Source organism: Collinsella ihumii, assembly GCF_900046475.1.
Lineage (GTDB): Bacteria > Actinomycetota > Coriobacteriia > Coriobacteriales > Coriobacteriaceae > Collinsella > Collinsella ihumii.
The window spans coordinates 338380-362855 of record NZ_FCOU01000003.1 but is presented as its reverse complement, the minus strand read 5'-3'; the positions used below and the strand labels follow the sequence as shown (position 1 = coordinate 362855).

General features: G+C 64.7%; 17 protein-coding genes. 12 read left to right on the top strand and 5 right to left on the bottom strand.

Annotated features, from left to right (window positions below; genetic code table 11):
• Window positions 1–201: 201 nt before the first annotated feature.
• Window positions 202–1605, bottom strand: coding sequence for an asparagine--tRNA ligase (gene asnS, locus BN3789_RS02820; protein ID WP_066829650.1), 1404 nt, complete (start codon window positions 1603–1605; stop codon window positions 202–204).
• 239 nt (window positions 1606–1844) lie between these two features.
• Between asnS and BN3789_RS02815 the strand changes: the two genes are divergently transcribed.
• The 4 genes from BN3789_RS02815 (at window position 1845) to BN3789_RS02800 (ending at window position 7091) form a co-directional block, all read left to right on the top strand.
• Window positions 1845–3572 (top strand): ABC-ATPase domain-containing protein, encoded by a 1728-nt coding sequence (locus BN3789_RS02815; RefSeq protein ID WP_066829648.1) that lies wholly within the window; start codon window positions 1845–1847, stop codon window positions 3570–3572.
• A 512-nt stretch (window positions 3573–4084) separates the two neighbouring features.
• On the top strand, window positions 4085–5089 hold the full coding sequence (locus tag BN3789_RS02810) for a VanZ family protein (protein ID WP_066829641.1): 1005 nt from the start codon (window positions 4085–4087) through the stop codon (window positions 5087–5089).
• A 393-nt stretch (window positions 5090–5482) separates the two neighbouring features.
• Window positions 5483–6007 (top strand): FtsX-like permease family protein, encoded by a 525-nt coding sequence (locus BN3789_RS02805; protein ID WP_066829640.1) that lies wholly within the window; start codon window positions 5483–5485, stop codon window positions 6005–6007.
• A 286-nt stretch (window positions 6008–6293) separates the two neighbouring features.
• Window positions 6294–7091, top strand: a complete 798-nt coding sequence (locus BN3789_RS02800; RefSeq protein WP_147569515.1) for a hypothetical protein — start codon at window positions 6294–6296, stop codon at window positions 7089–7091.
• Window positions 7092–7203: 112 nt separating this feature from the next.
• On the opposite strand, the gene BN3789_RS02795 is transcribed toward BN3789_RS02800, so the two are convergent.
• Together BN3789_RS02795 and BN3789_RS02790 are read right to left on the bottom strand one after the other, a co-directional pair.
• Window positions 7204–8334 carry an aldo/keto reductase gene (locus BN3789_RS02795; protein ID WP_066830310.1) on the bottom strand — a complete coding sequence of 377 codons (1131 nt, stop codon included), beginning with the start codon at window positions 8332–8334 and terminating at the stop codon, window positions 7204–7206.
• A 95-nt stretch (window positions 8335–8429) separates the two neighbouring features.
• Window positions 8430–8990 carry a PTS sugar transporter subunit IIA gene (locus BN3789_RS02790; protein ID WP_066829632.1) on the bottom strand — a complete coding sequence of 187 codons (561 nt, stop codon included), beginning with the start codon at window positions 8988–8990 and terminating at the stop codon, window positions 8430–8432.
• 258 nt (window positions 8991–9248) lie between these two features.
• On the opposite strand from BN3789_RS02790, the gene BN3789_RS02785 reads away from it, so the two are divergent.
• From BN3789_RS02785 to BN3789_RS02775, 3 genes are read left to right on the top strand one after another with little or no spacing between them, the layout of a single operon-like run.
• The gene (locus BN3789_RS02785; protein ID WP_066830307.1) at window positions 9249–10151 is read left to right on the top strand and encodes an alpha/beta hydrolase; all 903 of its coding nucleotides are present in this window, start codon (window positions 9249–9251) and stop codon (window positions 10149–10151) included.
• A 42-nt stretch (window positions 10152–10193) separates the two neighbouring features.
• Window positions 10194–11198 (top strand): YdcF family protein, encoded by a 1005-nt coding sequence (locus tag BN3789_RS02780; protein WP_066829631.1) that lies wholly within the window; start codon window positions 10194–10196, stop codon window positions 11196–11198.
• Between the two features lie 32 nt (window positions 11199–11230).
• On the top strand, window positions 11231–11710 hold the full coding sequence (locus BN3789_RS02775; RefSeq protein WP_066829630.1) for a YbaK/EbsC family protein: 480 nt from the start codon (window positions 11231–11233) through the stop codon (window positions 11708–11710).
• 169 nt (window positions 11711–11879) lie between these two features.
• On the opposite strand, the gene BN3789_RS02770 is transcribed toward BN3789_RS02775, so the two are convergent.
• Both BN3789_RS02770 and BN3789_RS02765 read right to left on the bottom strand, forming a co-directional pair.
• Window positions 11880–13067, bottom strand: a complete 1188-nt coding sequence (locus BN3789_RS02770) for an isocitrate/isopropylmalate family dehydrogenase (protein ID WP_066829629.1) — start codon at window positions 13065–13067, stop codon at window positions 11880–11882.
• A 219-nt stretch (window positions 13068–13286) separates the two neighbouring features.
• On the bottom strand, window positions 13287–14261 hold the full coding sequence (locus BN3789_RS02765) for a LysR family transcriptional regulator (RefSeq protein WP_066829626.1): 975 nt from the start codon (window positions 14259–14261) through the stop codon (window positions 13287–13289).
• 220 nt (window positions 14262–14481) lie between these two features.
• Here BN3789_RS02765 and BN3789_RS02760 point away from each other — a divergent pair, with 220 nt between their 5' ends.
• From BN3789_RS02760 to BN3789_RS02740, 5 genes are all read left to right on the top strand, one after another.
• Complete coding sequence (locus BN3789_RS02760) at window positions 14482–16761, top strand: hydratase (protein ID WP_066829624.1); 2280 nt, start codon at window positions 14482–14484, stop codon at window positions 16759–16761.
• Window positions 16762–16888: 127 nt separating this feature from the next.
• Window positions 16889–18259, top strand: a complete 1371-nt coding sequence (locus BN3789_RS02755) for a citrate:proton symporter (RefSeq protein ID WP_079989045.1) — start codon at window positions 16889–16891, stop codon at window positions 18257–18259.
• 642 nt (window positions 18260–18901) lie between these two features.
• Entirely contained in the window at window positions 18902–21178 is a 2277-nt protein-coding gene (locus BN3789_RS02750; RefSeq protein WP_066829620.1) for a hydratase, read from the top strand.
• A gap of 119 nt (window positions 21179–21297) precedes the next feature.
• Window positions 21298–22218, top strand: a complete 921-nt coding sequence (locus tag BN3789_RS02745) for an alpha/beta hydrolase (RefSeq protein WP_066829618.1) — start codon at window positions 21298–21300, stop codon at window positions 22216–22218.
• Window positions 22219–22454: 236 nt separating this feature from the next.
• Window positions 22455–24413 (top strand): aconitate hydratase, encoded by a 1959-nt coding sequence (locus BN3789_RS02740; protein WP_066829616.1) that lies wholly within the window; start codon window positions 22455–22457, stop codon window positions 24411–24413.
• The last annotated feature ends 63 nt before the right edge of the window (window positions 24414–24476 follow it).

Genomic DNA, 24476 nt, shown 5'->3' with positions numbered 1-24476 from the left:
TAAGACGGCTGATGATGGGCCCAGCCTAGCAAAGGGGGTCCAACAGATTTCCAACAGGCATCCTGATGGTGGCCAACGCAGCAGATAATTGCTGTATACATAGAAAGATAAGCAAAATATATATCGGCGAACGATACAAAAGCAGCCCCCAGCGGACTGGACGTTCGCTGGGGGCTGAGCGGTCGCAACGTGTTTTGAAGATTAGAACTCCGCGTTGCCCACGGTGCGCGGGTGCGGGATGACGTCGCGGATGTTGCCGACGCCGGTCAGATACATGACCATGCGCTCGAAGCCGAGGCCGAAGCCGGCGTGCTTGCAGCTTCCGAAGCGGCGCAGGTCGAGGTAGTACTTGTACTGGCCCTCGTCCATGCCGAGCTCGGCGATGCGGCGCTCGAGCACGTCGAGGCGCTCTTCGCGCTGAGAGCCGCCGATGATCTCGCCGATTCCGGGCACGAGGCAGTCGGCTGCGGCGACGGTCTTGCCGTCGTCGTTCATGCGCATGTAGAACGCCTTGATCTCGGCGGGGTAGTCGGTGACGAACGTCGGGCACTTGAAGTGCTCCTCGGTGAGGAAGCGCTCGTGCTCGGTCTGCAGGTCGATGCCCCAGCTCACGGGATACTCGAACGTGTGGCCGGCGGCGACGGCGCGCTCAAGGATCTCGATGGCCTCGGTGTAGGTCACGCGCGCGAAGTCGGAGGTGGCCACGTGCGTCAGACGCTCGATCAGGCCCTTGTCCACGAACTTGTTGAGCATGTTGAGCTCGTCGGGGCACTTCTCCATGACGTAGGTGATGATGAACTTGAGCATGTCCTCGGCGAGGTCCATGTCGTCGTTGAGGTCGGCGAACGCGATCTCGGGCTCGATCATCCAGAACTCGGCTGCGTGGCGCGTCGTGTTGGAGTTCTCCGCGCGGAACGTCGGGCCGAACGTGTACACATCGCCGAAGGCCATGGCGAAGTTCTCGGCGTTGAGCTGGCCGGATACGGTGAGCGATGCCGCCTTGCCGAAGAAATCCTGGCTCCAGTCGACCGTGCCGTCATCGAGCAGCGGCGCGTGCGCGGGGTCGAACGTGGTGACGCGGAACATCTCGCCGGCGCCCTCGCAGTCGCTCGTGGTGATGATCGGCGTGTTCACGTACACGAAGCCGCGGTCCTGGAAGAACTTGTGGATGGACGCGGCGGCCACGGAGCGGATGCGGAACACGGCGCGGAACAGGTTCGTGCGCGGGCGCAGGTGCTGCTGCGTGCGCAGGAACTCGACCGTGGCGCGCTTCTTCTGCAGCGGGTAGTCCGGGGTGGAGGTGCCTTCGACCTCGATGCTCTCGGCGGTCAGCTCGAAGGGCTGCGGCGCGTCGGGCGTCAGCTTGACGGTGCCCGTGCACACGAGCGCGGCCGACACGTTCTGGTGGGAAATCTCGTCGTAGTTGGCGAGGTCCTCGCGGTTCATGACGACCTGCAGGTCGCGGAAGCAGCTGCCATCGTTCAGGGTGACGAAGCCGAAGTTCTTCATATCGCGGACGGATTTGACCCATCCGGCGACCGTGACCCGGCTCCCGCCGAGCGACTCGGCATCGGCGTAGAGCTGAGCGATCTTGGTGCGGTTCATAGATGCCCCTGTTCTTGGGTTAAAGCGAATTACAGACCATCGACCATCATAGCAGGCAAACGGGGGACGGGTGCATGTTGGCCATTGCCAATATGGGGAAGAGGTGGCCGGCTGCGTCGTCGGCTCCGTTCCCGCGTTGCGGGCGGCGGGTTTTTCGGTGCGCAGGATGTGTCGCCGCTCGGTTCTGCGCGGATTGATTACAATCCGAGGCACGAGAGCACAACGACAGGAGTCTCCCCATGAAGACAGATCGCGATCTGGCGCGCCAGCTGGCATCGATCGAGCGCCGAGGGTATCCGGCCTACAAGAGCTTACGCGGAAGCTACGACATGGGCGGCTTCACGCTGTCGATCGACCATGTGCAGGGAGATCCCTTTGCGGCCCCGTCCCAGCTGAGCGTTGTCGTTCCGGCGCGGACCGCGGGGTTTCCCCGGCCGCTGTTCGATGCGCCCCACCGCAAGGTTGCGCTCGAAGACGTCTTGATTCGCCGGTTCGCCCAGGCCGCGTCGCGCGTGAGCTTCAAGGTCGGCGGTTCGGGCAAAAGCGGCCTTCTCGCCACAAGTCGTCCCGGACCGGAGGTGCTGGCGCGCTCTGCGTGCGAGGTCTCCCGCGACGGCTCGATCACGCTGCGCTTTGAGGCGGGCCTTCCTGCTCACGGGCGCACGGTCGATGCGCGCGCATGCGAGCGGATGCTGCTCGACCTGGTGCCGCGCTGCGTCGACGAGGCGCTTGTGTGCGATGACCGGGCGCTTGCCGTGGCGCAGCGTGCGGTCGATCTGGCTGATGACCAGCAGGCCGTTCGCGACGAGCTCGGGCGCCTGGGCCTGGTGGCGTTCGTGGCGGACGGGTCGGTGCTGCCGCGCGCGACGGGCGTGTCGGCAAAGCCGCTGAAGGGTGCGCGCCCATTTGCCGCGCCGGCATCGATGCGCGTGACGATCGATCTGCCCCATCGCGGCCCCACGCCCGGCATGGGTATCGCGCGCGGCATCACGTTGATCGTGGGAGGCGGCTATCATGGCAAGTCGACGCTGCTCCGCGCGCTGCAGGACGGCGTGTACAACCATGTCGCGGGCGATGGCCGCGAGCTCGTGATCACCGATGCCACGGCGGTCAAGTTGCGCGCCGAGGACGGTCGTCCCGTGCACGATACCGACATCTCGCTTTTCATCGGCGACCTGCCCGACGGGCGCGACACGCATCGGTTCTCGACTGAGGACGCCAGCGGAAGCACCTCGCAGGCGGCGGGCGTCATCGAGGCGCTCGAGGCGGGCGCGCGGGCGCTGCTGGTGGACGAGGACACGTCAGCGACGAACTTCATGGTGCGCGACGCTCTCATGGAGGCGGTCGTGAGCGGCGAGCACGAGCCCATCACGCCGTTCGTGGAGCGCGTGCGCGACCTCTGGGAGCAAGCGGGCGTGAGCTGCGTGATCGTGGCGGGAAGCTCGGGAGCGTTTTTCTCGGTCGCCGATGCCGTGATTCAGATGGACCGCTACGAAGCGCACGATATCACCGAGCGCGTCCGTCGGGTGTGCGCGGACCTGCAGGCTCCCCAGACCCCGCGTGCTGCGGGGTTCGCCCTGCCGCAACGGGAGCGGCGCGTGCGCATCTTTGGCATCAAGCCGCAGGTGCGCGGAGGCCGTCGCGGTTCGGATGCGAGGATCAAGGTGCGCGTCCGCGGTCTGGACGAGTTCTCGGTGGGCGGCGGCTCGGTGGACGTGCGCCTTGTCGAGCAGCTGGTCGACGAGGAGCAGACGTCCGCGCTGGCGCAATGCGTCCGCTGCGCGGCGGCGCGCGGCCTGCTCGATGGCGCGCACACGGCGGGCGATATCGTGGCCACGCTCTACGCCATGATCGACGAGCGCGGTTGGAGTGCCTGGTCCGAGCACGGCGATGCGTCGTGCGGCTTGGCGCTTCCGCGCCCGCAGGAGCTGTTCGCCGCGCTCAACCGCTGGCGCGCCGCGGGCTGAGGCCGGGGGCTTCGGCCTGCAGATTCCCGAACATGATGGGGCGTTCCGCTGTGGCGCCTCATCGTGAGCCGGCGATCTGGATTTCTGGCTAGAAATTTCTATTTTGCTGTAGACCGGTTCGGGCAAGAGCGGTCGTGTTGGCTGTTCTGTCTTTATTGACCGTTTGAAATCCCGGATTCGAAGGCCCGATCGTTCCAAATCGAGGGCGTTTTGGGAGCATACGGCGCCAGTGGCGGAATCTGGGCCCGTTTTCACGGGTCCCCAACAGCAAATCAGAACTTTTTAGCCACTTCGAGAATATTGACTGGAAGAGATGACGGGCGTGGCGGTTGGGCTGTCGACCTGTGTCCGCTTGGCCTCTCGCGCCGCGCATCGGCTGGCCGGCCGCGCAACCTTACCAAACCGTCATGCAACCGTAAGGCAAATCGATGGCGGCCGACCTGCCGCCTGCAGGAACATATATATGTGCGATTTCGCACCTGTTGCAGGCAATTCGGCAGAAGGCGGCATCGATGTCCCTCATCAAACGGTTCTTATCGGGATACAGCGACAATTTCCTGCTCGCGCTCACCTTGTGGCCTGCGGCTTCGTTTGCGCTGACGCTCCCGATCCTGGCGTACCTCTACCATCGCGACGGTCGTCTCAAGTTCGCATCGGTCGTCTCGACGTACCTTGCGGTGCTCTATGTGCTTGGCCTGGGGTGCTTCACGCTCTATCCGCTGCCCGACGGTACGTCTGGGCCGGGCATCACCTACGGCGTGCCCTGGCAGCTCAATCCCCTGGCGCCGATCAGCGACTTTGCGCGCGAGGGCCTGTCCGTCCTGCCGCAGATCGCCTTCAACGTCGTGTTCTTCGTTCCCTTGGGCTTTATTGCGGGGCGTCTGCTCCGTCTGCGCTTCGTGCCGTCGATCGTCTTGGGTTTTGCCGCATCGTTGCTGATCGAGGCGGCGCAGGGCACCGGATTGTTCGGCGTCTATCCGTATGCCTATCGCACGGCGGACGTCGACGACCTCATCTACAACACGAGCGGGGCGGCGCTGGGTTGGCTGTGCGCCGCGGCCCTCGCCCGCGTGCTGCCTCCCGGGGCGCTTGCCGAGGAGGGCGAGGTCACCCATGCGCCGGGCTTCATCCGTCGCTGCGTGGCGTTCTGGCTCGATACGCTGATCATCGGACTGCTGTCGCTTGTGGTGAGCGGTGCGGTGTCCATCATGTTATGGAACCTGCCCGAGGGCATCGCCCGCGACCTGGCGGGCACGCCTTGGATGCTCGTCGTGATGGCGCTTCTGTTTGTGCTGGTGGAGGGCGTGCTGCCCTGGATGCACGCGGGTTCCACGCCGGGCGGCGGCTTCGTGCGCATGAGCTGCGAGACTCGCGAGCGCACCGGTGCGCGGCGCGTGGCGTTTTACCTGGCGCGCCTCGTCGTGCTGGGCACCGCGTACCTCTTCATCCCGTTCGCGTGGTTTGCGCTCGCCCTGTTCTACCTCGTCGCTCGCCGCATGCCCTACGACTACCTCTAGCCCTGAAATTATAGGGACAGTCCCTAGAATTTCAGGCTTGACCGATGAGCCGCGAAACCACGAGGGCGGCCGCGGCCGCGCACCCCATGAATGCAAGGGGCAGCATGACTGCGGGCACGCAGGCGGACAGGACGGCGAGGACGATGCCGCAGACGGCTATCGCCGCCTCGCAGCTGAGATGAGCGACCCGATGCCCCCATGATGGCACCGTTGGGCCGGAAACGCCAGGTGGGACTTTTTGGGACGGGCCCGGCTGCCGGGGCAAACGATCCGAGAAGTCGCACCTTACAAAAGCGTTAGCCCCAAGCGTCCAACCGTAAGCCGCCCGTAAGACATCGGCGCGCGCGACGTGGAACCATAGAGGTCGTCCTGTCCCCGACCGTGGAGGATCCCATGCTCATCAAGCTTGCCCTCGGCAACGTGCGGCGCAGCGCGCGCGATTTCTCGGTCTACTTCATGACCCTCGCCTTCGCCGTCTGCCTGCTGTACTCGTTTCTGGCATCGACCGACTATCTGCTCGCGCTCGACCTCACGGCCGAGCAGCGGCTCTATTACGCCAAGTCCGGCGAGGTACTCGTCGCGTTCGCGGTGTTCGTGGCCGTGATCTTCGCGTTTCTCATCGGATACGCCAACGTGTTTTTGGTGCGCCGCCGCAAGCGCGAGTTCGGTCTGTACGAGCTGCTGGGCATGGGGCACGCTCGGGTCTCGTGCGTGCTGGCGCTCGAGAGCGCCTCGGTGGGCATCGTGTCGCTTATCGCGGGCATGGCGCTCGGTGTGGCGCTCTCGCCCCTGTTCGGCCTGGTGACGGCGTTCGTGTTCGGCGTCCCCTGGACGCCGGTGGTGACGGTCTCGTCCGCGGCGGCCGCGCAGACCGCCCTCGCGTTCACGGCCATCACGCTGTCTCTTATACACATCTAGATGTGTATAAGGGACAGGCTCTATGTGCTTGGCTTGGGGTGATTCACGCTCTAGCCGCTGCCCGACGGTACGTCTGGGCCGGGCATCACCTACGGCGTGCCCTGGCAGCTCAATCCCCTGGCGCCGATCAGCGACTTTGCGCGCGAGAGGAGGAGGATGAGGGGGGGGGGAAGAGGGGGGGGAGGGGGGGGGGGGAAGGGAGGGGGCGGGCGGGGGAGGAGCGAGGGCGGAGGGTGGGTGGGAGAGAGGCGGGGGGGCGAGGGCGAGGAATGCGGGGAGGGGAGGGGTGGGAAGCGCGACTAGCTCACCCGCGTCGGGGCGGGTCGCCGTGGGCGCGCAGCGGCTGCTCGCGATCGCGCTGCTGGCGCTCGTATGGGGCGCGTGCCTGCTCGCCCCCGGCTACTTCATCGTGTTCATCATCCCCATGGGGTTCATCGCGCTGGGCGGCACCTACTTCGCCTTCCGCGTGCTCGCGGCGCACGTGCCCGAGCGCCTGCGCGCGCGTTCCGAGCGGTACTACACGGGGCTCGTTCCGTTTACCGTGCGACAGGTCGAGGCACGCATCGAGAGCGGCTGCACGGCGCTGGCCGCGGTGTGCGTGTTGCTGGCCGCGGGGATGTGCATGATCGTGGCCGGCTTGGTGTTCAGCGTGGGCCTGCGCTCGGGAGACCTGTTCGAGAGCGCTTGGGCGCTCGCCCCGCTCGCCTACGCCTGCGTGTTCTACGGCGCGGCGTTCATGGTCGCCGCGGCGGCGGTGCTCGCCTTACAGCAGCTCTCGCAGGCGGCCGACGCGGACGTCGCCTACCGCACGCTCGACCGCCTGGGGGCCGATGCCGCCCTGATGCGATCTTCCGTGCGCGCGCAGGTGGGGGTGAGCTTTGCCGTTCCTGCCGTCATGGCGTGCCTGCACTGCCTCTTTGGGTTCGCGCTGATCTTCGTTTTGTCGATCATGTTCGCGTCGGAGGGCTTCGTGCTGTTCGCGGCGGCGACGGTCGGGCTCACGCTGGCGATTCTGATCGCCTATTACCTGGCGACGAGCTCGACGTGCATCCGCGCGCTGACGCGCCCCTCCGCGCGGCGGTAACGTGCAAATCGGGGGACGTACCTGCTGCGTGCAAAAATGCACGCAGCAGGTACGTCCCCCGATTTGCACCCCTGAATTATTAGGGACAGTCCCTAGAATTTCAGGTCATGGGCTATTCGGCGATCCCCAGCGTCTCGACGCAGCGTGCGAGCTCGTCGGGAATCTTGATGTGCTGCGGGCATGCCTGCTCGCACGCTGCGCACGCGATGCACGAGGTCGCCCGCTTGTGCCCGTGCTTGCCGACGAGCCATGCCTCCTCGTCCTGTGCCTTCTTGAGGTCGCCGTACAGGGTCAGCATGTTCATGGCCATGAATGTCCCCGAGATGCCGACGCCCATGGGGCACACCTTGGCGCAGTAGTTGCAGGCGGTGCAGGGGATGAGCGGGATGCGGGCGAGCTCGGCGCGCGCCTTGTCGAGCGTGGCGCGCTCGGCGTCGGACAGGCCCGTGAAGCCCTTCATATACGAAAGGTTATCCTCCATCTGCTCGACGCTGCTCATGCCCGACAGCACGGTGATGACGCCCGGCAGGCTCGCGGCGAAGCGGACCGCCCAGCTCGCGGCAGAGGATTCGGGCTCCGCATCGTGCAGCACGCGCGCGACGCTCTCGGGCGGGTCGGCGAGCATGCCTCCCTTGACGGGCTCCATGATCACGATCGGCATGTTGTGGGCGCGCGCCACCTCGTAGCATCCGCGCGACTGCACGGAGGGGTTCTCCCAGTCGGCGTAGTTGATCTGCAGCTGGACGAACTCCATCTCCGGATGGGCGGTGAGCAGCGCATCGAGCTCCTCGGGCGTGGAGTGGAAGCTGAAGCCGGCGTGCTTGATGCGCCCGGCGGCCTTCTGCTCCAAGATCCAGTCCCACAGGCCGAACTCGTCGAAGAGTGCCGTGCGATGCTCGCCCAGGTTGTGGAGCAGATAGAAGTCGAAGTAGCCGGCCCCCGTGCGCTCAAGGGACGTCTCGAACTGCGCGATCGCGTCGTCGCGCGTCTTGCAGTCGATCCACGCGGCGCATTTCGTCGCGAGCCGGTAGCGCTCGCGCGGATAGCGCTCGACAAGCGCCTGGCGAATGGCGTCCTCGCTGCCCTTGTACGCCCAGGCGGTGTCGAAATAGGTGAAGCCCGCATCGAGGAACATGTCGACCATCTGCTTGGTCTGCTCGATATCGATGTCCTCGCCCTGCTTGGGCAGGCGCATGAGGCCGAATCCCAGCTTGCCGATCATATCGAATTCGTTCTCAGACATCTTGTCTCCCATCTGGCCGAACGTCTGGCAAAAACAGTTCGCGCCCGGCTCCTCCGTGACGGGCGCCGGGCGCGAAGGCAATCGGTCGGTGCTCCCTAGCTGCGGGTCACCAGCAGCGGGTCGCCGATCTTGACGAGCGGGCGCCCCGCGATCATGGTGTTGGAGGATCCCACGTGGTCGATCTTGCGGAAGTTCTGCGGGTTGCTGATCACGACGGTGACCATGTCCTCGTAGCCTGCGGCCTTGATGGCCTCGGGGTCGAACGAGAGCAGCGGTGTGCCGGCGCTCACCTCCTGGTTGGCCTCGACGTGGCGCACGAAGCCCTTGCCCTCCATGTTGACGGTGTCGATGCCCACGTGGATGAGCACCTCGATGCCCGTCTTGGTCATGATGCCGACAGCGTGGTTGGTGACGGTGACCGTGTCCACGCGGCCGTCGGCGGGCGCGTAGATGGTGTTGCCGATGGGGATGATGCCGTAGCCGTCGCCGAGCAGGCCGGAGGCGATGACCCCGTCGTTGATCTCCTGGATGGAGACGAGCACGCCCGAGGTCGGCGCATAGATCGTGTCGGAGCGCGTGGCGAACGAGGCGGGCTCGGGGGCGGCCTGCGCGTCGGTCGAGAAGAAGGTGCTCTTGATCTTCTGGAGCAGGTTCATGGGTCCTCCTAAAGGTTGAGGGGCAGCTGCGGTTCGCAGCTTATCAAGCTCATCATACCCAAATACGCACCGGATGGCTTGGTATGAACCCAAGTCCGACCTCGGAGCACATGTTTGGGGGCGCGGGCGGCTTGCGGCATCCTCAAGCATGTGCGGAGACCGTGCGCGAGCCAGGCGCACGGCGCGGGAATGCCCTAAGATAAGCAGACATGCGCCGCGCCCGCGGCGCGCAGAAGAGAATGAATGGAAAGGGCCTTCATGGTTATCGAACAGCATGCCCTTTGGGGAGACGATCCGACCGACGAGCATCCGGCGACGTTTACCGCCTATCTGGCGGACCCGGTTCCGGCGCGCGAGCATGCGCCCCGCCCGGCCGTGGTCATCTGCGGCGGAGGCGGTTTCACCAACATCGCCGCTCATGAGCAGGAGCCGGTCGCGTTCGCGTTCTTGAATCAGGGCTATCAGGCGTTCGTGCTCGACTACGTGACGAGCGCCACGGGCAACGTGTCGTTCCCCAACCCCGAGGCCGATCTTGCCAAGATGGTCGCCCGCGTGCGCGCCAACGCGCAGGCATGGCACGTCGACCCCGAGAAGGTCGCCGTCGTCGGCTTCTCCGCGGGCGGCTTCATCTGCGCGTCGCTGGCGGCCCAGTGGAAGACCGGCCCGTTCGCCGCGCTTACCGGCGAGCGTCCCGACCATATTCGCCCCGATGCGGTCGTGCTGGGCTATCCGCTGCTCGACATGCGCGTGATGCGCGATGAGCGCACGCGCGATCCCCGCATCGACCTGCGCGTTCCCAAGACGGGCGGCAAGACGGGACGCGACCTGCTCAACGATTTCATCTCCATGGTCATCGGCGGGGAGGCGACCGACGAGCGCATGGCGGAGGTGTGCCCCACGACGCACGTCTCGCGCGATATGCCGCCGACGTTTGTGTGGGGGACCAGCGACGACCGCACCTGCCCGATCATCCAGGCCTACGATTTCGTCTCGGCGCTTGCGCGCGCCGGCGTCGCCCATGAGCTGCACGTCTTCGACCGGGGCGGGCACGGCCTGTCGGTCGCGAATATCAACACCTGCGCCGATAACGCCGAGGAGCAGACCGTCGTGCGTCCCTGGATCGGTCTTGCGTGCTCCTTCCTGGAGCGTTGCGGGCTGTAGGGGACGGCAGGGGCGCGGACCATCTCGAAAGGACGAAAGAACATGGATGTGCATCTGATGGGCCTTGTGCTCGCCGTCGTGGCGCTCGCGGTGCTCGTCGTGACGTTCCGCATGGGGACGCGTGCGTTCGGTCGCGCTTCGGTGCCTGCGGGGTTGGTGCTGTTCGCGGGGCTCGTGATCGCCACCTGCGCGGCCTCCGGCGGCTTCACGGTGACTTCCGGCTCGCTCATGATCGTGTTCGTGCTGGTCGCGGTCGAGCTGTTCGCCATGAACGGCGTGCTGCTGATCTCGCGCGACGGGGGCGTCCGCGCGGCGTCGGCGGTTCCTCTGGCCATCGCCGTCGTGCTCGCGCTGCTGTTCACCGTGGTCCCCATGGTCGTGGAGGGGGCCGGAAACCAGCTGGCGAGCGCCCTGCTCGGGCTCGTCTCGCTGGTCGGGCTGTGGATGTCGTTCTCGCTCGCCATGGTCGCGCTCGCATCGTTCGTCTATCGGGTGGCCGCGCGCGAAGCCGCGCCCGACCGCAAGAACGCGTACAAGTTCATCGTCGTGCACGGTGCCGCCATCGAGGGCACGCGCCCCTCGCCCGTGCTCATGGACCGGCTCGACTGCGCCTTCACGCTGTGGGAGCGTCAGGGCAAGAAGGGCACGATCATCGTTTCGGGCGGGCAGGGTTCGGACGAGGAGCTGAGCGAGGCCCGCGTCATGCACGACTACCTGCGCGATCGCGGCGTGCCGAAAAAGCAGCTCGTCGAGGAGGACCGGTCGTCCACGACGCGCGAGAACCTCGCGTTCTCACGTGAGGTCATGGGCGGCCTGACGACGGCGGAGTCGTATCGCGTGGCGCTGGTGACCAGCGATTTCCATGCGTATCGCTGCGGCTACCTCGCATGCCGCATGGGCTTGGACGCCGACGTCATGGGCGCGGCGACCGCAGGCGACACCTGGGCGCGCTCGATCATTCGCGAGTTCGGCGCGGTGACCAAGGATCTTCCCTTGACCTATCTGGCACCGATCATCTTGTGGATTGCGGGCCTGTTGCTGCTGTAACATGCGCACTTGCGCAGGAAAGGAATGAAGACATGTCGTTTGACGTGGCAAAAGCATATCTGGACAGCATCGGCCTCGGGGACCGCGTGATCGCGACCGAGGCGCCGAGCTCGACGGTCGAGGAGGCCGCCGCGGCGCTCGGGTGCGAGCCCGCGCATATCGCCAAGACCATGGCGTTTTTGGTGGACGATGCGCCGGTGCTGGTCCTGTGCGCCGGCGATGCGCGCGTGAACAACAGCATGTTCAAGCAGTTCTTCCACACCAAGGCGAAGATGGTCCCCGGCGATGTCGTCGAGCAGCTTGTGGGCCATGCGCCGGGCGGCGTGTGCCCGTTTGGCGCCAAGCCCGAGGCGCGCGTGTATCTGGACGAGTCTCTGCGCCGCTTTGACGTGGTGTATCCCGCCTGCGGCGATGACCACAGCGGAGTGCGCCTGACCATTCCCGAGCTCGAGCGCGCCACGCGCGCGGAGGGCTGGGTCGATGTGTGCCGCGGGTGGCGCGCGGAGGAATAGCGGCGGAGGGGCGCCCGCATCCCCTCATGGAGGAGGCGGTGCGCCCCGTAGCTGGAAACGTGGTCGAGCAACCACTTTTCTGGTTTTGCCCTGTGCGATGGGTTGGAACAAGCACGTCCCCAAATGACCCATTCTTCTCAAAACGGGTGTCATCTGGCCGATAGCGCGCCTACGCGGCGTTTCCCTTGAGACCCTCGATGGTCTCGGTCAGGTAGTCGGTGAAATCGGCCGAAGTTGGGCCGTCGCCCATGCCCATGACCACGCGCCGCTCGGTGGTACAGCAGATGTCGAGCGCGCGCTCCAGCAGGGCGCGGCGGTCGGCGAAACCGATATGGCCCACGAGCAGGCCGGCGGCGCGGATGACGCTGCAGGGGTTCGCCCACGGTGCCAGGCCGCGTTCGGCGAGCGTGGGTGCCGTGCCGTGAATGGCCTCGAACAGCGCGTGCTGCGTGCCGAGATTCGCCGAGGCCGCCGAGCCGAGGCCGCCCTGGTGCTCGGCAGCGATATCGGTCACGATGTCGCCGTAGAGGTTGGGCAGCACGATGACTTGGAAATCCTTGTTGAAGTCGGGATCCATGAGCTTAGCTGCCGTCGCGTCGACCAGGCGCGTCTGCACGGTGATCTCGGGGTACTCGCGCTCGGCGACATCGCAGATGGTCTTTTGGAAGTTGCCGTCGGCGTGCTTGACGATATTTGCCTTGGTGACCACCGTGACCGTGGTCTTGCCGTTGTCGCGTGCGTAGTTGAGCGCCATGCGCGCCAGGCGCTCGGTGCCGGGAAGCGTGCACACCTTGAAGTCGACAGCGAGGTCGTCATTCACCTGGATTCCCTTGTCGCCCCAGATGTACTCGCCCTCGAGGTTCTCGCGGAAAAACGTCCAATCGATACCCTGGTCCGGCATGCGGATGGGACGCATACCGACGAACAGGTCGAGGCCGCGGCGCAGCAGGCTGTTGGCGCTCACCAGGTTGGGCCAGGGGTCGCCGGGGCGCGGGGTGACGAGCGGGCCCTTGAGCAGCACGTCGCAGGCAAGCGCGGCTTCGAGCACGTCTTGGGGGAGCGACTCGCCCAGCTCCGCGCGGCGCTCGATGGTCAGGCCGTCGATAGGACGGATCTCGATGCGCTCGGATGCGATCTGGTCGGCAAGCAGGCATTCCAGCACGCGGACCGCCTGCTGGACGATGGTGGGGCCGATGCCGTCACCGGGCAGGATGCCGATGGTGATGTGGTCGAGGCTCGCGTAGTCCTTGGGCTTGCCGCCCTGTTTGACGCGTTCGATGCGCTCGAACTCTCCAGCGAGGAGCTCGCCGAAACGTTTGGTTGCGCGCTCGATGGCCTGTGTGTGCAATGCGTCCATGATGCCTCCCAGATGTGAGATCGCAGGCGTTTACCATGTCTTCATGGTGCGCCCGGCGCGCGCCGCAATCCAATTGAAAGCCGGCATGGCCCCATGCCGGCACGGCATGGTGACAACCGTGGCGCATCTCTGGGGACAGTCCCTTAATATTCACCGAGGAGGCATGTGCCTCCTCGGTGAATATTAAGGGACTGTCCCCAGAGATGCGCAGCACCATTCCTACGGCAGGGGATCGGGCTCCATGACATGGGCGATGGCGTCCTCGAAGTAGCGAAGCATCTCCATGTCGGCACGGGAGAGCGAGCCGTTCGCGAACGTAGCGATGCACAGTGCCCACGCGGCGTTCAGGCTGTTGTCGAGCGACAGGAACTGGGCCTCGCCCGGCTCGATCTTCGAGAGCGCCGTATAGCTCTGCGGGCCGATGGTGTAGCCGATACCCTTGGCGGCAAGGCTCTGCACCGTCGTGTAGTCCCGCGATTCCAGCAGGATGTTGGGGCGAATGCCCGTCCGCATGAACACGGTGTCGAGCACTTGGCGGATGCGCTGCCCATATGGCACGGTGAGCAGCGGTTCGTCTGCCAGGTGGCGGATGTCGATGAGCGGGTAGGGGTAGGCGGGGTCGTTGGTCGCCTTCCGCGCGATGGGGCTGTCGGCCGAAACGGTGACGACGAAGGGATCTTTCCAGAACACGTCGTAATCGATATGGCGGCTGCCCTCGCCCACCAGGCGGTGCATGACGGCGAAGCTGATGTCGCACGCCGTGAGCGCCCGGTCGAGCTCCTTGGAGTTCTTCTCCAGAATCGAGATCTTGATGTTCGGGTACCGTCTGTGAAAATCGGGCAGCACCTGCGGCAGCAGGAACTTCGCGAGCAGGCGCGTGATGCCGAAATTGATGTTTCCCTCCGAGAGGGATTCCATATCGGAGAGCTCGGCCAGCAGGTCGTCGTAAAGCTTGAGAACGCGGTTTGCCATGGCGACGTACTTCTCGCCCGCCTGCGTGAGCTTGAGGCCGGAGGGCGTGCGCGCGAAGAGCTTCGCGCCCAGCGACTCCTCGATGCGCTGCAGGGACTGGGAGAGCGACGGTTGCGCGATGAAGAGCTTGCGCGCCGCTGCGGACACGCTTCCCTCTTCTGCAATGGTCTTGACGTACGTGAGTTCTCGATCGTTCACGTGGGCTCCCTCGGCGGCTTCCATCGAGATTCCTTCTGGTACGTAAAACAGTATCTAAAAAACGACTATTGCGAGGGACAACTTTTACTCGGCCTTAAGGGTTTCCGTTAACAAACACCTAAAGTACCTGCGGTTATAGGCAATTCTGTATAGAGTCTATTGAAAGATAGTATTTGTTGGACGGGGTCAATGGAACAAGAATGAAACCATCGAACGTCCACACAACCAGGAGGAGAGTGCCCATATGGATGCAGTGAAGCTGTACGAAGGCGGCGTGTTTCTCGTCGACGGCGAGACCGTTGTCCCGGCCAGCGAAGGGGACGCCATCAAGGCCATGACCGGGGGCGAGGTAACTGCCGAGGCGGCGCGCCGCGGCACGATCGCCTATCGCATCATGCAGGAGCACAACACATCCGGCGACGATGCCAACCTCAAGATCAAATTCGATGCGCTGACGAGCCACGACATCACCTATGTCGGTATCGTCCAGACCGCCAAGGCGTCGGGTCTCACCAAGTTCCCGATTCCCTACGTGCTCACCTGCTGCCACAACTCCCTGTGCGCGGTCGGCGGCACCATCAACGAGGACGACCACCTCTTCGGTCTGTCCGCCGCCAAGCACTACGGCGGCATCTTCGTGCCCCCGCACATCGCGGTCATCCACCAGTACATGCGCGAGATGATGGCCGGCGGCGGCAAGATGATCCTCGGCTCCGACTCCCATACCCGTTACGGCGCCCTCGGCACCATGGCCATCGGCGAAGGCGGCGGCGAGCTCGTCAAGCAGCTGCTGGGCCAGACCTACGATGTCGCCACGCCCGAGGTCATCGCGATCTACCTCGAGGGAGAGCCGGCGCCCTTCGTCGGTCCGCAGGACATCGCGCTCGCCATCATCGGCGCGGTCTACGAGTGCGGCTACGTCAAGAACAAGGTCATGGAGTTCGTGGGCCCCGGTGTCGCGAGCATGACCACCGACTACCGCAACGGCGTCGACGTCATGACGACCGAGACCACCTGCCTGTCCTCCATTTGGCGCACCGACGCCGATACGCAGAAGTACCTGGCCGACCATGGTCGCGCCGACGAGTTCAAGCAGCTCGATCCCGAGGCCATCGCCTACTACGACGGCTGCGTCCGTGTGGACCTCTCCAAGGTCCGCCCGATGATCGCGCTGCCGTTCCACCCCTCCAACGTCTACACCATCGACGAGCTCAACGCCAACCTGGATGACATCCTGGCGAGCGTCGAGAAGCGCGCCGACGAGATCGCCGGTCGTGCGGGCGCGCTGGATCTGCGCGGCAAGGTCGACGCCGCCGGCCTGCACGTCCAGCAGGGCACCATCGCCGGCTGCGCGGGCGGCAACTACACGAACGTCATCGAGGCCGCCCATGCGCTGCGCGGCAAGAGCTGCGGCGACGGCGTGTTCAACCTGTCCGTCTACCCCTCCTCCCAGCCGGTCTTCGCCGACCTGGTCAAGAAGGGGGCCATCTTCGACCTCATGCAGGCCGGTGCGATCATCCGCACCGCGTTCTGCGGCCCGTGCTTCGGCGCCGGCGACACGCCCGCCAACAACACGCTGTCCATCCGCCACACCACCCGCAACTTCCCCAACCGCGAGGGCTCCAAGCCCGGTCAGGGCCAGATGTCCGCGGTGGCGCTCATGGACGCCCGCTCCATTGCGGCCACGGCTGCAAACGGCGGCGTGCTGACCTCCGCCGAGACGCTCGACTGCTGGGGCGACGTGCCCGAGCACGAGTTCGACGCCTCCTCCTACGAGCACCGCGTCTTCAACGGCTTCTCCAAGGCCGAAGAGGAAGAGCCTTTGTGCTACGGTCCGAACATCAAGGACTGGCCTGAGATGGAGGCACTCGGCGAGAACGTCCTGCTCCAGGTCTGCTCCAAGATTCTCGACCCGGTGACCACCACCGACGAGCTCATCCCCTCCGGCGAGACCTCCTCGTTCCGCTCCAACCCGCTGGGTCTGGCGGAGTTCGCGCTGTCCCGTCGCGATCCGGCCTACGTCGGCCGCGCCAAGGCGACCGCCGCTCTCGAGGCCGAGCGCAAGGCGGGCACGGTTCCTGCCGACATCGCCGACGTCTTCGCCGCCGCCCAGGGCGTGTGCGCCGACGCCGACGCCGCCAACACCGAGATCGGCTCCATGGTCTACGCGATCAAGCCCGGCGACGGCTCCGCTCGCGAGCAGGCCGCAAGCTGCCAGCGCGTGCTGGGCGGTCTTGCGAACATCTGCCAGCAGTACGCCACCAAGCGGTATCGCTCCAACGTCATCAACTGGGGCATGCTGCCCTTCCAGTCCGATGACGAGCCCGCGTTCGAGCCGGGCGACTGGATCTTCGTCCCCGGCGTGCGTGAGGCGATCGCGACCGGCAAGAGCGAGTTTAGCGGCCACATCATCCGCGACGGCAAGGTCGCCGGCACCATGGCCCTCTACACCGCGCCGCTCACCGACGACGAGCGCGAGATCATCCTCGACGGCTGCCTGATCAACTTCAACCGTCGCAAGTAGGGTGATGCACGAGTGCGCGGGTCAGCTTCAAGCTGCCAGGCAGGCCCGCGCACTTGGCTTCATATAAGGAAGGAATAAGGGGTGATTCCCGCAGGGGAATCTCTCACAACGGTAAAGGAGGGAATTCATGACTCTAGCTGCGGCCGTTGGCCTAATCATGATTCTCATCTTCATCATCGGCGTCATGAAGCGCTGGCTGAGCCCGTATGTCGGCCTTGCCGTCGTTCCTCTGGCCGCCGGTATGATTTACTGCCTCTTGACCGGCCAGAACGTTTTGGACGTATTCGAATGGGTCTACAGCGGCGTGTTCTACGCCGTCGAGGACGGCGAGGTCTCCGCAGGCACCGTTCGCTCCGCGATGATGGTCCTGTTCGCCTGCACCTACTTCACGCTCATGATGCAGGTCGGTCTGTTCGATCCGTTGGTCATCGCGATGATCAAGCTCGTCAAGGGCGACCCGATGAAGATCATGGTCGCTTCCACGCTGGTTGCCGCCGGCGTGTCCCTTGACGGCGACGGCACCTCCACGGTCCTGATCACCACCGCGGCCTTCGTTCCGCTGTATAAGCAGTTCGGCATCAAGACGCCGTACCTGGCGCTGCTCATCTGCCTGCCCACGTCGGTCTTCAACATGTCTCCGTGGGGCGGCCCGCTCGCTCGCGTGCTTTCCGCGCTGAACCTCGACGTGACCGAGCTCTTCCCGCTGCTGCTTCCCGGCATGGGCGTCGCGCTCATCTACTGTGTCTTCGTCGCCTGGTTCCTGGGCAAGAAGGAGCGCAAGCGCCTCGGCTACGATCCTGCGAACGCCAGCCACATCACGGCTGAAGAGCTTGAGAAGATGTGCGACATCGTGCGCAACAACGATCCCGAGTACAAGCGTCCCAAGCTCGTGTGGTTCAACCTGATCCTCTCCGTGATCATCATGATCCTGCTCATCGGCGGTTACGCGAACTCTGCGGTCCTGTTCGGCGGCGGTCTCGCCCTCGCCCTGCTCGTGAACTTCGGCTTCGATTTCCACCTGCAGAAGGATCGTCTGGCTGCTGCCCTTGAGGACGGTATGCCCGCTGCGGCCATGATCGTCGCGTCCGGCTTCCTCATGGGTATCCTCACCAACTCCGGCATGGGCGACGACATCGCGATCTTCCTCGCGAGCCTGGTGCCCTCCGGTATGGAGAACCTGCTGCCGCTGTTCGTGGCCATCCTCGGTATCCCGGGCATGATCTTCCTGTCCTCCGACGGCTACTACTTCGGCATCCTCCCCGTTCTCGCCGGCCTTGCCGCCCAGTACGGCATCACCGCGACCGCTATGGGCGTCGGCGCCATGATCCCGCTGGCCACCTACTACGCAACCCCGCTCATCGCGTGGATCTGGATCCTGATCGAGCGCTGTGAGGTCGACTTCGGCGAGCACCAGAAGCAGATCCTCAAGTGGGGCCTTCCGATGTTTGCCATCTACTGCGTCGTCGCAGTCCTGACGGGCGCCATCCCCCTGTTCTAAGCGCCCCCTCTTGCCCGGATGCCGTTCAGGCAGCATGGCATCCGGGCATTTGCGCACCTCGGTGTGCTCACAATATGCACCCTTCTCTTTTCCCTTTTCCAGCCCCGGCACGCCCCGCTCAAGCGTGCCGGGGTTCTTGTATGCGAGGGGAGTGCCGATCGGGTGATCTCGGGTTCCGTGCTCCGTGGGGTCGCCTACCTTCGGTGCGCCGATGCCGCGGCTTCCTCACCGCGTTTCCGCGCCATCCCATCGCGGCGCTCTGGTGCGCGAGGGCAATCGACCGAAGCTTCTCGGGGATGAAGCGTATCCCTGTAAGGTTTTCGGCTATAGGTACAACATTATGAGATCAATTGAATTCTTATATTTGAACTATGGCATGGGGGATTCGATAATACGGGCTAACGCACCATCGAATATCGATGCATGCCATTGCGGGGGCTGACCTGAACGGTTGGCGGCAGCTCCGTCCGCTCGGGTCATTCCCCGCTGTGGCATGTGGAGGCGTCGCCATGCCGTCGCGGCATACGGTCATGCGACGTTTCAATTGGACCAAACCTGGTCCGGGGATGCACGATGAAAGCATCTCTCGGGCCGGACGTGCTGTGCGCACGTGTGATTATCGACGTTTGATTGGGGTGTTCGATGGATGCGGTGAAGCTGTACGACGAGCGCGTCTATCTGGTGGATGGCGAGCGCATCGTTCCCGCGCATGAGCGCGATGCGGTCATGGGCATGGCAGGGGACTCCGTTTCGCCCGAGGTGGCGCGACAGGGGACCATCGCATGGCGCATCCTCAAGGCGCACGCCCTGGGCGATGGGGACCAGATCCTGCGCATCCGCTTCGATGCGCTCGCTTCGCCTGACAACGCGTTCGTGAACATCATCCAGACGGCGCGCGCCTCGGGGCTCAAGGAGTTCCCGCTTCCTTATACGCTTACCTGCTGCCACAACACGCTGTGCGCCGTGGGCGGCACGATCAACGAGGACGACCATCGATTCGGGCTTTCGGCGGCGAAGCGCTACGGCGGCATCTTCGTGCCCCCGCATCTGGGCGTGCTGCATCAGGTGATGCGCGAGACGCAAGCGGGCTGCGGCAAGATGATCTTGGGATCTGACTCGCATACGCGCTACGGCGCGCTCGGCACGCTTGCTATCGGCGAGGGCGGAGGCGAGCTCGTCAAGCAGCTGCTCGGAAAGACCTACGATATCCCGACGCCTCAAGTAATCGCCGTCTTCCTGGAAGGCAGGCCGGCGCCGTATGTCGGGCCGCAGGACATCGCGCTCGCCATCATCCGCGCGGTCTTTGCAAACGGCTACGTCAAGAACAAGGTCATGGAGTTCGTCGGCCCCGGCGTGGCGACCATGCCGTGCGATTACCGCAACAGCCTCGACGCCATGATGACCGAGGCCGCCGCGCTGTCCACCATCTGGGTGACCGATGACTCGACGCGTCGGTTCCTCGCAGCGCATGGCCGTGAGGAGCAGTACCGGCAGCTCGAGCCCGCGGCGGTCGCGTACTACGACGGGTGCGTGCGCATCGACCTATCGCGCATCCGCCCCATGATCGCGTTGCCGTTCCATCCCTCCAACGTCTACGCCATCGACGAACTTTACGACAACCTGAACGAGATCTTGGCATCAGTCGAGTGCCGTGCCGACGAGATCGCGCGCCGGCACGGTGCGCTCGACCTGCGCGGAAAGGTCGATGCCGCCGGGCTGCATGTGCAGCAGGGGAGCATCTCCGGTTGCTCGGGCGGCACCTATACCAACATCGCGCAAGCAGCATGCGCCCTGCGCGGCAAGGGATGCGGCAACGGCGAGTTCAGCCTTTCGGTGTATCCGGCATCTATGCCGGTCATGTCGGTGCTCGACCGTCGCGGCATCCTGCGCGACCTGATGCTCGCGGGCGCTGTCGTGCGCACGCCCATGTGCGGACCGTGCTTCGGTGCCGGCGATACGCCTGCTAACGGGGCGCTTTCCATCCGGCATAACACGCGCAACTTCCCCAATCGCGAAGGCTCGTATGTCGGACAGGGCCAGATGGCGGCGGCAGCGTTGATGGATGCGCGCTCCATCGCGGCGACCGCGGCAAACGGGGGTGTGCTTACGAGCGCCGAGGCTCTTTCGTGCTGGGAGGAGATCGACGATTACGAGTTCGATCCGCAGCCGTATGAGCACCGCGTCTACAATGGCTTTGCGCAGCCAAGACCGGATGAACCGCTCGTGTACGGCCCGAACATCCAGGATTGGCCCGAGCTGGAGCCGCTGGCCGAAAACATCGCGCTTCAGGTCTGCACGATGATTATGGATCCCGTTACCAATACCGACGAGATCATCCCTTCCGGGGAGGCGTCGTGCTATCGTTCCGACCCCTTCAAGCTAGCGGAGTTCACCTTGTCCGGTCGCGACCCCGCCTACGTCGGGCGCGCCCGGCAGGTGCGCGAGTTCGAGATGGAGCGCCTGTCGGGACGCGTGCCCGCCCGGTACGTCCACGTGCTGAACGCCATGTGCACGATTACGCCGGATGTGCAGCCCTTCGATATCGAGATCGGCAGCCTGCTATATGCAAACAGGCCCGGAGACGGATCGGCGCGCGAGCAGGCGGCGAGCTGTCAGCGTGTGCTGGGCGGCCTTGCCAACCTGTGCCACCAATACGCCACCAAGCGCTACCGCACGAATCTCATCAACTGGGGCATGCTCCCGTTCAGACTCGAGGGAGAGCCGAGCTTCGAGGTGGGGGACTGGCTGTACGTTCCCGGCGTGCGCGGCGCCGTTACTGCGGGCGCGGGCGCGATAGACGCCTATGTGATTCGGGGGGACGTGCAGGTGGGAAAGGTCGAGCTGCTGCTCGACGAGCTGACCGACGATGAGCGCCAGATCATTCTGGACGGGTGTCTCATCAACAACAACCGCATGTGAGGGGTTGTACCGACGCGCCGCTATGGCATGCTTCATATCGGGCAGGCACAGGCGATGCCCCGGCTTTGAAGATGATCGAGCTATCGGTTTGCAGGAGTGCTACCAAGGAGTTGATACCCATGGAAGTCAAGGACTGGACGTACGAGGAGATGCCCGAGTTCACGCAGGACGTTGAGGGCGCCACCATCGTCGAGACCTCGGGCGACGAGATCGAGATCAAGTACCTGCATGACGTTGCATATCAGAGCGCCGACGGGACGACGCTTCGGCTGCAGGTGCTCGTTCCCACGTCGCGCAACGGCGTCGCCTGCCCTTTGCCCTGTATCGTGTTCGTCAAGGGGTCGGCATGGCGCACGCAGAAGCTGTACATGCTGATTCCGCAGCTCGCACAGATCGCGCGGCACGGGTATGTGGTGGCGGAGGTCGAGTATCGCCCGGCCTCGCAAGCCGCGTTTCCCGCGCAGATCCAGGATTGCCAGAACGCCGTTCGCCATATGCGCGCGCATGCGGATGAGTTCGGCATCGATCCCGAGAAGATCATCGTTGCGGGCAATTCATCAGGTGGGCACACGGCGGTGTTCGCATCGTTCTACGACGCGGGAGGTAGCGCCTATCCAGGGGTTTCTTCTCGGGTGCGCGGCGTGATCGACCTCTACGGCGCGGTGAGCCTTTTGCCTGACGATGCGTTTCCCATCACATCTGATCATCACACACCCGAGAGTCCCGAGGGCGTGCTGATGGGCGGGGCGGATATGCGCGCCGACCCCGCGTTGCGCCGCGTTGCGACCGCATCGTGCTATATCACGCCCGAGCTCGATATTCCCCCGATGCTAATCGCCCACGGCACCAAGGATCGTAAGGTCAACACGGAGGTGTCGGTCGACCTGTACCGCCGTCTGCGGGAATGCGGCAAGGACGTCGAGCTGTACCTTGTGCGCGGCGCCGATCATGGGGTCGCGGAGTTCTACACCGAGCGCATGGTCGACATCTACGACGCGTTTATCCGCCGTTGCCTTGCGCCGTGTCATACGTGGGCGTAGGGGGTCAATGATACAGAATGGGCAATTTGACACGCTAGGAGGGGCCAATAGGGGCTCTTAGCGTGCCAAATTGCCCATTCTGTGTCATTGACCCCCTCGATCATTCGGGGACGGGTTCGTTCCAACCCATCATGCCGTCCGGGCATGGGCTTCATGCCCGCTTTCAATTGGATAATGCGCCCTGCCCGTTGCACCATATGCATGAGGTACATCACGCTGCAGAAAGGGTACGCACCATGGGATCGTCTCTTGTCCATACAATCATCGAGTCGCATCTCGTCTCGGGCACCATGAAGCCCGGCGAGGAGATCTTGCTGCGTGTCGACCAGACGCTGACGCACGACATCAACGCCGTCATGACCTACTTGGCCTTCGAGGCGCTGGGCCTTGATCGTGTGCGCACCGAGCTCTCGGTTTCCAATCTCGACCACAACCTGCTCTATATCGACAACAAGACGCCCGACGACCATATCTACCTGCAGTCTGCCGCCAAGCGCTTCGGCGTGCACGTGTCGCGCCCCGGCAACGGCATCTGCCATGCGATCCACACCGCCCGCTTTGCAGTGCCGGGCAAGGTGCTGTTCGGCGGCGACTCGCACACCCCGCACAGCGGTGCGGTGGGCATGCTCTCCATCGGCGTGGGCGGCATGGATGTCGCGACCGCCATGGCCGGTCAGCCCATGCGCCTTGTCATGCCGAAGGTCGTGCAGGTCTACCTGACCGGCTCGCTCAAGCCCGGCGTGAACGCCAAGGACGTCATCCTCGAGATGCTGCGCCGGGTGGGCGTCAAGGGCGGTTTGGGCCGCGCGTTCGAATACGTGGGCCCCGGCGCCGCGACGCTCGAGGTTCCCGAGCGCTGCAGCATCGCCAACATGGGTGCCGAGATGGGCGCCACCACGTCGATCTTCCCGGCCGACGAGCAAGTTCGCCGCTTCATGGAGGCGCAGGACCGTGCGGACCAGTTCGTCGAGCTGCTGCCCGACGAGGACGCCGCCTACGACGAGCGCATCGAGCTCGACCTGTCCGCCCTCGAGCCCCTCATGGCGTGCCCCGACCTGCCCGACAACGTGCACGAGCTCGAAACGGTGGAGAAGCTGCCCGTCCAGCAGGTCTTCATCGGCAGCTGCACGAACGCGAGCTACTCCGACATCGCCAAGGCTGCGCTCGTGTTGCAAGGCCATCATGTGAACGAGAACGTGAGCTGCACCTGCGCCATCCAGTCCAAGCAGGTCTACAAGCAGCTGCTGCACGACGGCTATATCGACATGCTGCTCGACGCGGGCGTCCGCCTGCTCGAGTTCGCGTGCGGCCCGTGCTGCGCCATCGGTCAGGTGCCCGCCACGAACGGCGTTGCCGTGCGGACGTCCAACCGCAACTTCCGCGGTCGCGCCGGCAGTCCGACGGCGAAGATCTACCTGGCGAGCCCGGAGAGCGCCGCGGCGACTGCCATCATGGGCACGTTCGCCTCTGCGCGCGACATCATGGGGGTCGACGTCGAAAAGCTCGGAGCCATCCATGAGCCCGACGCCTATCCTATCGACGACAGCCTGCTCATCGCGCCGCTGCCCTCCGAGGAGGCCGAGCAGGTCGAGATCGTGCGCGGTCCGAACATCAAGTTCCTGCCGATTCCCGAGGAGCCGACCCAGCACCTGCGCGTTCCCGTTTCGCTCAAGGGCGGCGACAACATCTCGACGGACGACATCACGCCTGCCTCGGCCGAGCTCTCCAGCATGCGCTCGAACATCCCCCTGATGTCCAAGTACTGCTATATGCGCTACGATCCCGAGTTTGCCGAGCGTGCCCGCGAGATGGGCCAGTCCATCATCATCGCCGGCGAGAACTACGGCCAAGGCTCGAGCCGCGAGCACGCCGCCATCAACCCGATGTATCTGGGCGTGCGCTGCGTGATCGCGAAGAGCATGGCGCGCATCCACAAGGGCAACCTCATCAACCACGGCATCATCCCCATGCTGTTCGAGGACCCCGCCGCCTACGACTCCATCGAGATGGGCGACGAGCTGGAGATCGAGGGCCTGCTCGACCAGATTCCGACGCGCCGCGTCTGCGTGAAGAACGTGACGCGCCATTTCGAGTTCAACGTCGTGCTCGACCTCTCCGATGCCGAGATGGAGGTCGTGCTCGCTGGCGGCCAGCTTCGTCTGCTCAAGGCCAAGCTCGCCGAGCGGGACGCCTAGGCTCACCTGGGCCACATATATGCAAATCGGGGACGTACCTGTTGCGTGCAAAAATGCACGCAA

Excerpts from the sequence above, each read along its gene's own strand:
- BN3789_RS02740 (WP_066829616.1), top strand. The coding sequence starts at position 22,455 with ATGGGATCGTCTCTTGTCCATACAATCATCGAGTCGCATCTCGTCTCG.
- BN3789_RS02760 (WP_066829624.1), top strand. The coding sequence starts at position 14,482 with ATGGATGCAGTGAAGCTGTACGAAGGCGGCGTGTTTCTCGTCGACGGC.
- BN3789_RS02775 (WP_066829630.1), top strand. The coding sequence starts at position 11,231 with ATGTCGTTTGACGTGGCAAAAGCATATCTGGACAGCATCGGCCTCGGG.
- BN3789_RS02805 (WP_066829640.1), top strand. The coding sequence starts at position 5,483 with ATGCTCATCAAGCTTGCCCTCGGCAACGTGCGGCGCAGCGCGCGCGAT.
- BN3789_RS02745 (WP_066829618.1), top strand. The coding sequence starts at position 21,298 with ATGGAAGTCAAGGACTGGACGTACGAGGAGATGCCCGAGTTCACGCAG.
- BN3789_RS02755 (WP_079989045.1), top strand. The coding sequence starts at position 16,889 with ATGACTCTAGCTGCGGCCGTTGGCCTAATCATGATTCTCATCTTCATC.
- BN3789_RS02790 (WP_066829632.1), bottom strand. The coding sequence starts at position 8,990 with ATGAACCTGCTCCAGAAGATCAAGAGCACCTTCTTCTCGACCGACGCG.
- BN3789_RS02785 (WP_066830307.1), top strand. The coding sequence starts at position 9,249 with ATGGTTATCGAACAGCATGCCCTTTGGGGAGACGATCCGACCGACGAG.
- asnS (WP_066829650.1), bottom strand. The coding sequence starts at position 1,605 with ATGAACCGCACCAAGATCGCTCAGCTCTACGCCGATGCCGAGTCGCTC.
- BN3789_RS02810 (WP_066829641.1), top strand. The coding sequence starts at position 4,085 with ATGTCCCTCATCAAACGGTTCTTATCGGGATACAGCGACAATTTCCTG.
- BN3789_RS02795 (WP_066830310.1), bottom strand. The coding sequence starts at position 8,334 with ATGTCTGAGAACGAATTCGATATGATCGGCAAGCTGGGATTCGGCCTC.
- BN3789_RS02770 (WP_066829629.1), bottom strand. The coding sequence starts at position 13,067 with ATGGACGCATTGCACACACAGGCCATCGAGCGCGCAACCAAACGTTTC.
- BN3789_RS02815 (WP_066829648.1), top strand. The coding sequence starts at position 1,845 with ATGAAGACAGATCGCGATCTGGCGCGCCAGCTGGCATCGATCGAGCGC.
- BN3789_RS02780 (WP_066829631.1), top strand. The coding sequence starts at position 10,194 with ATGGATGTGCATCTGATGGGCCTTGTGCTCGCCGTCGTGGCGCTCGCG.
- BN3789_RS02750 (WP_066829620.1), top strand. The coding sequence starts at position 18,902 with ATGGATGCGGTGAAGCTGTACGACGAGCGCGTCTATCTGGTGGATGGC.
- BN3789_RS02765 (WP_066829626.1), bottom strand. The coding sequence starts at position 14,261 with ATGGAAGCCGCCGAGGGAGCCCACGTGAACGATCGAGAACTCACGTAC.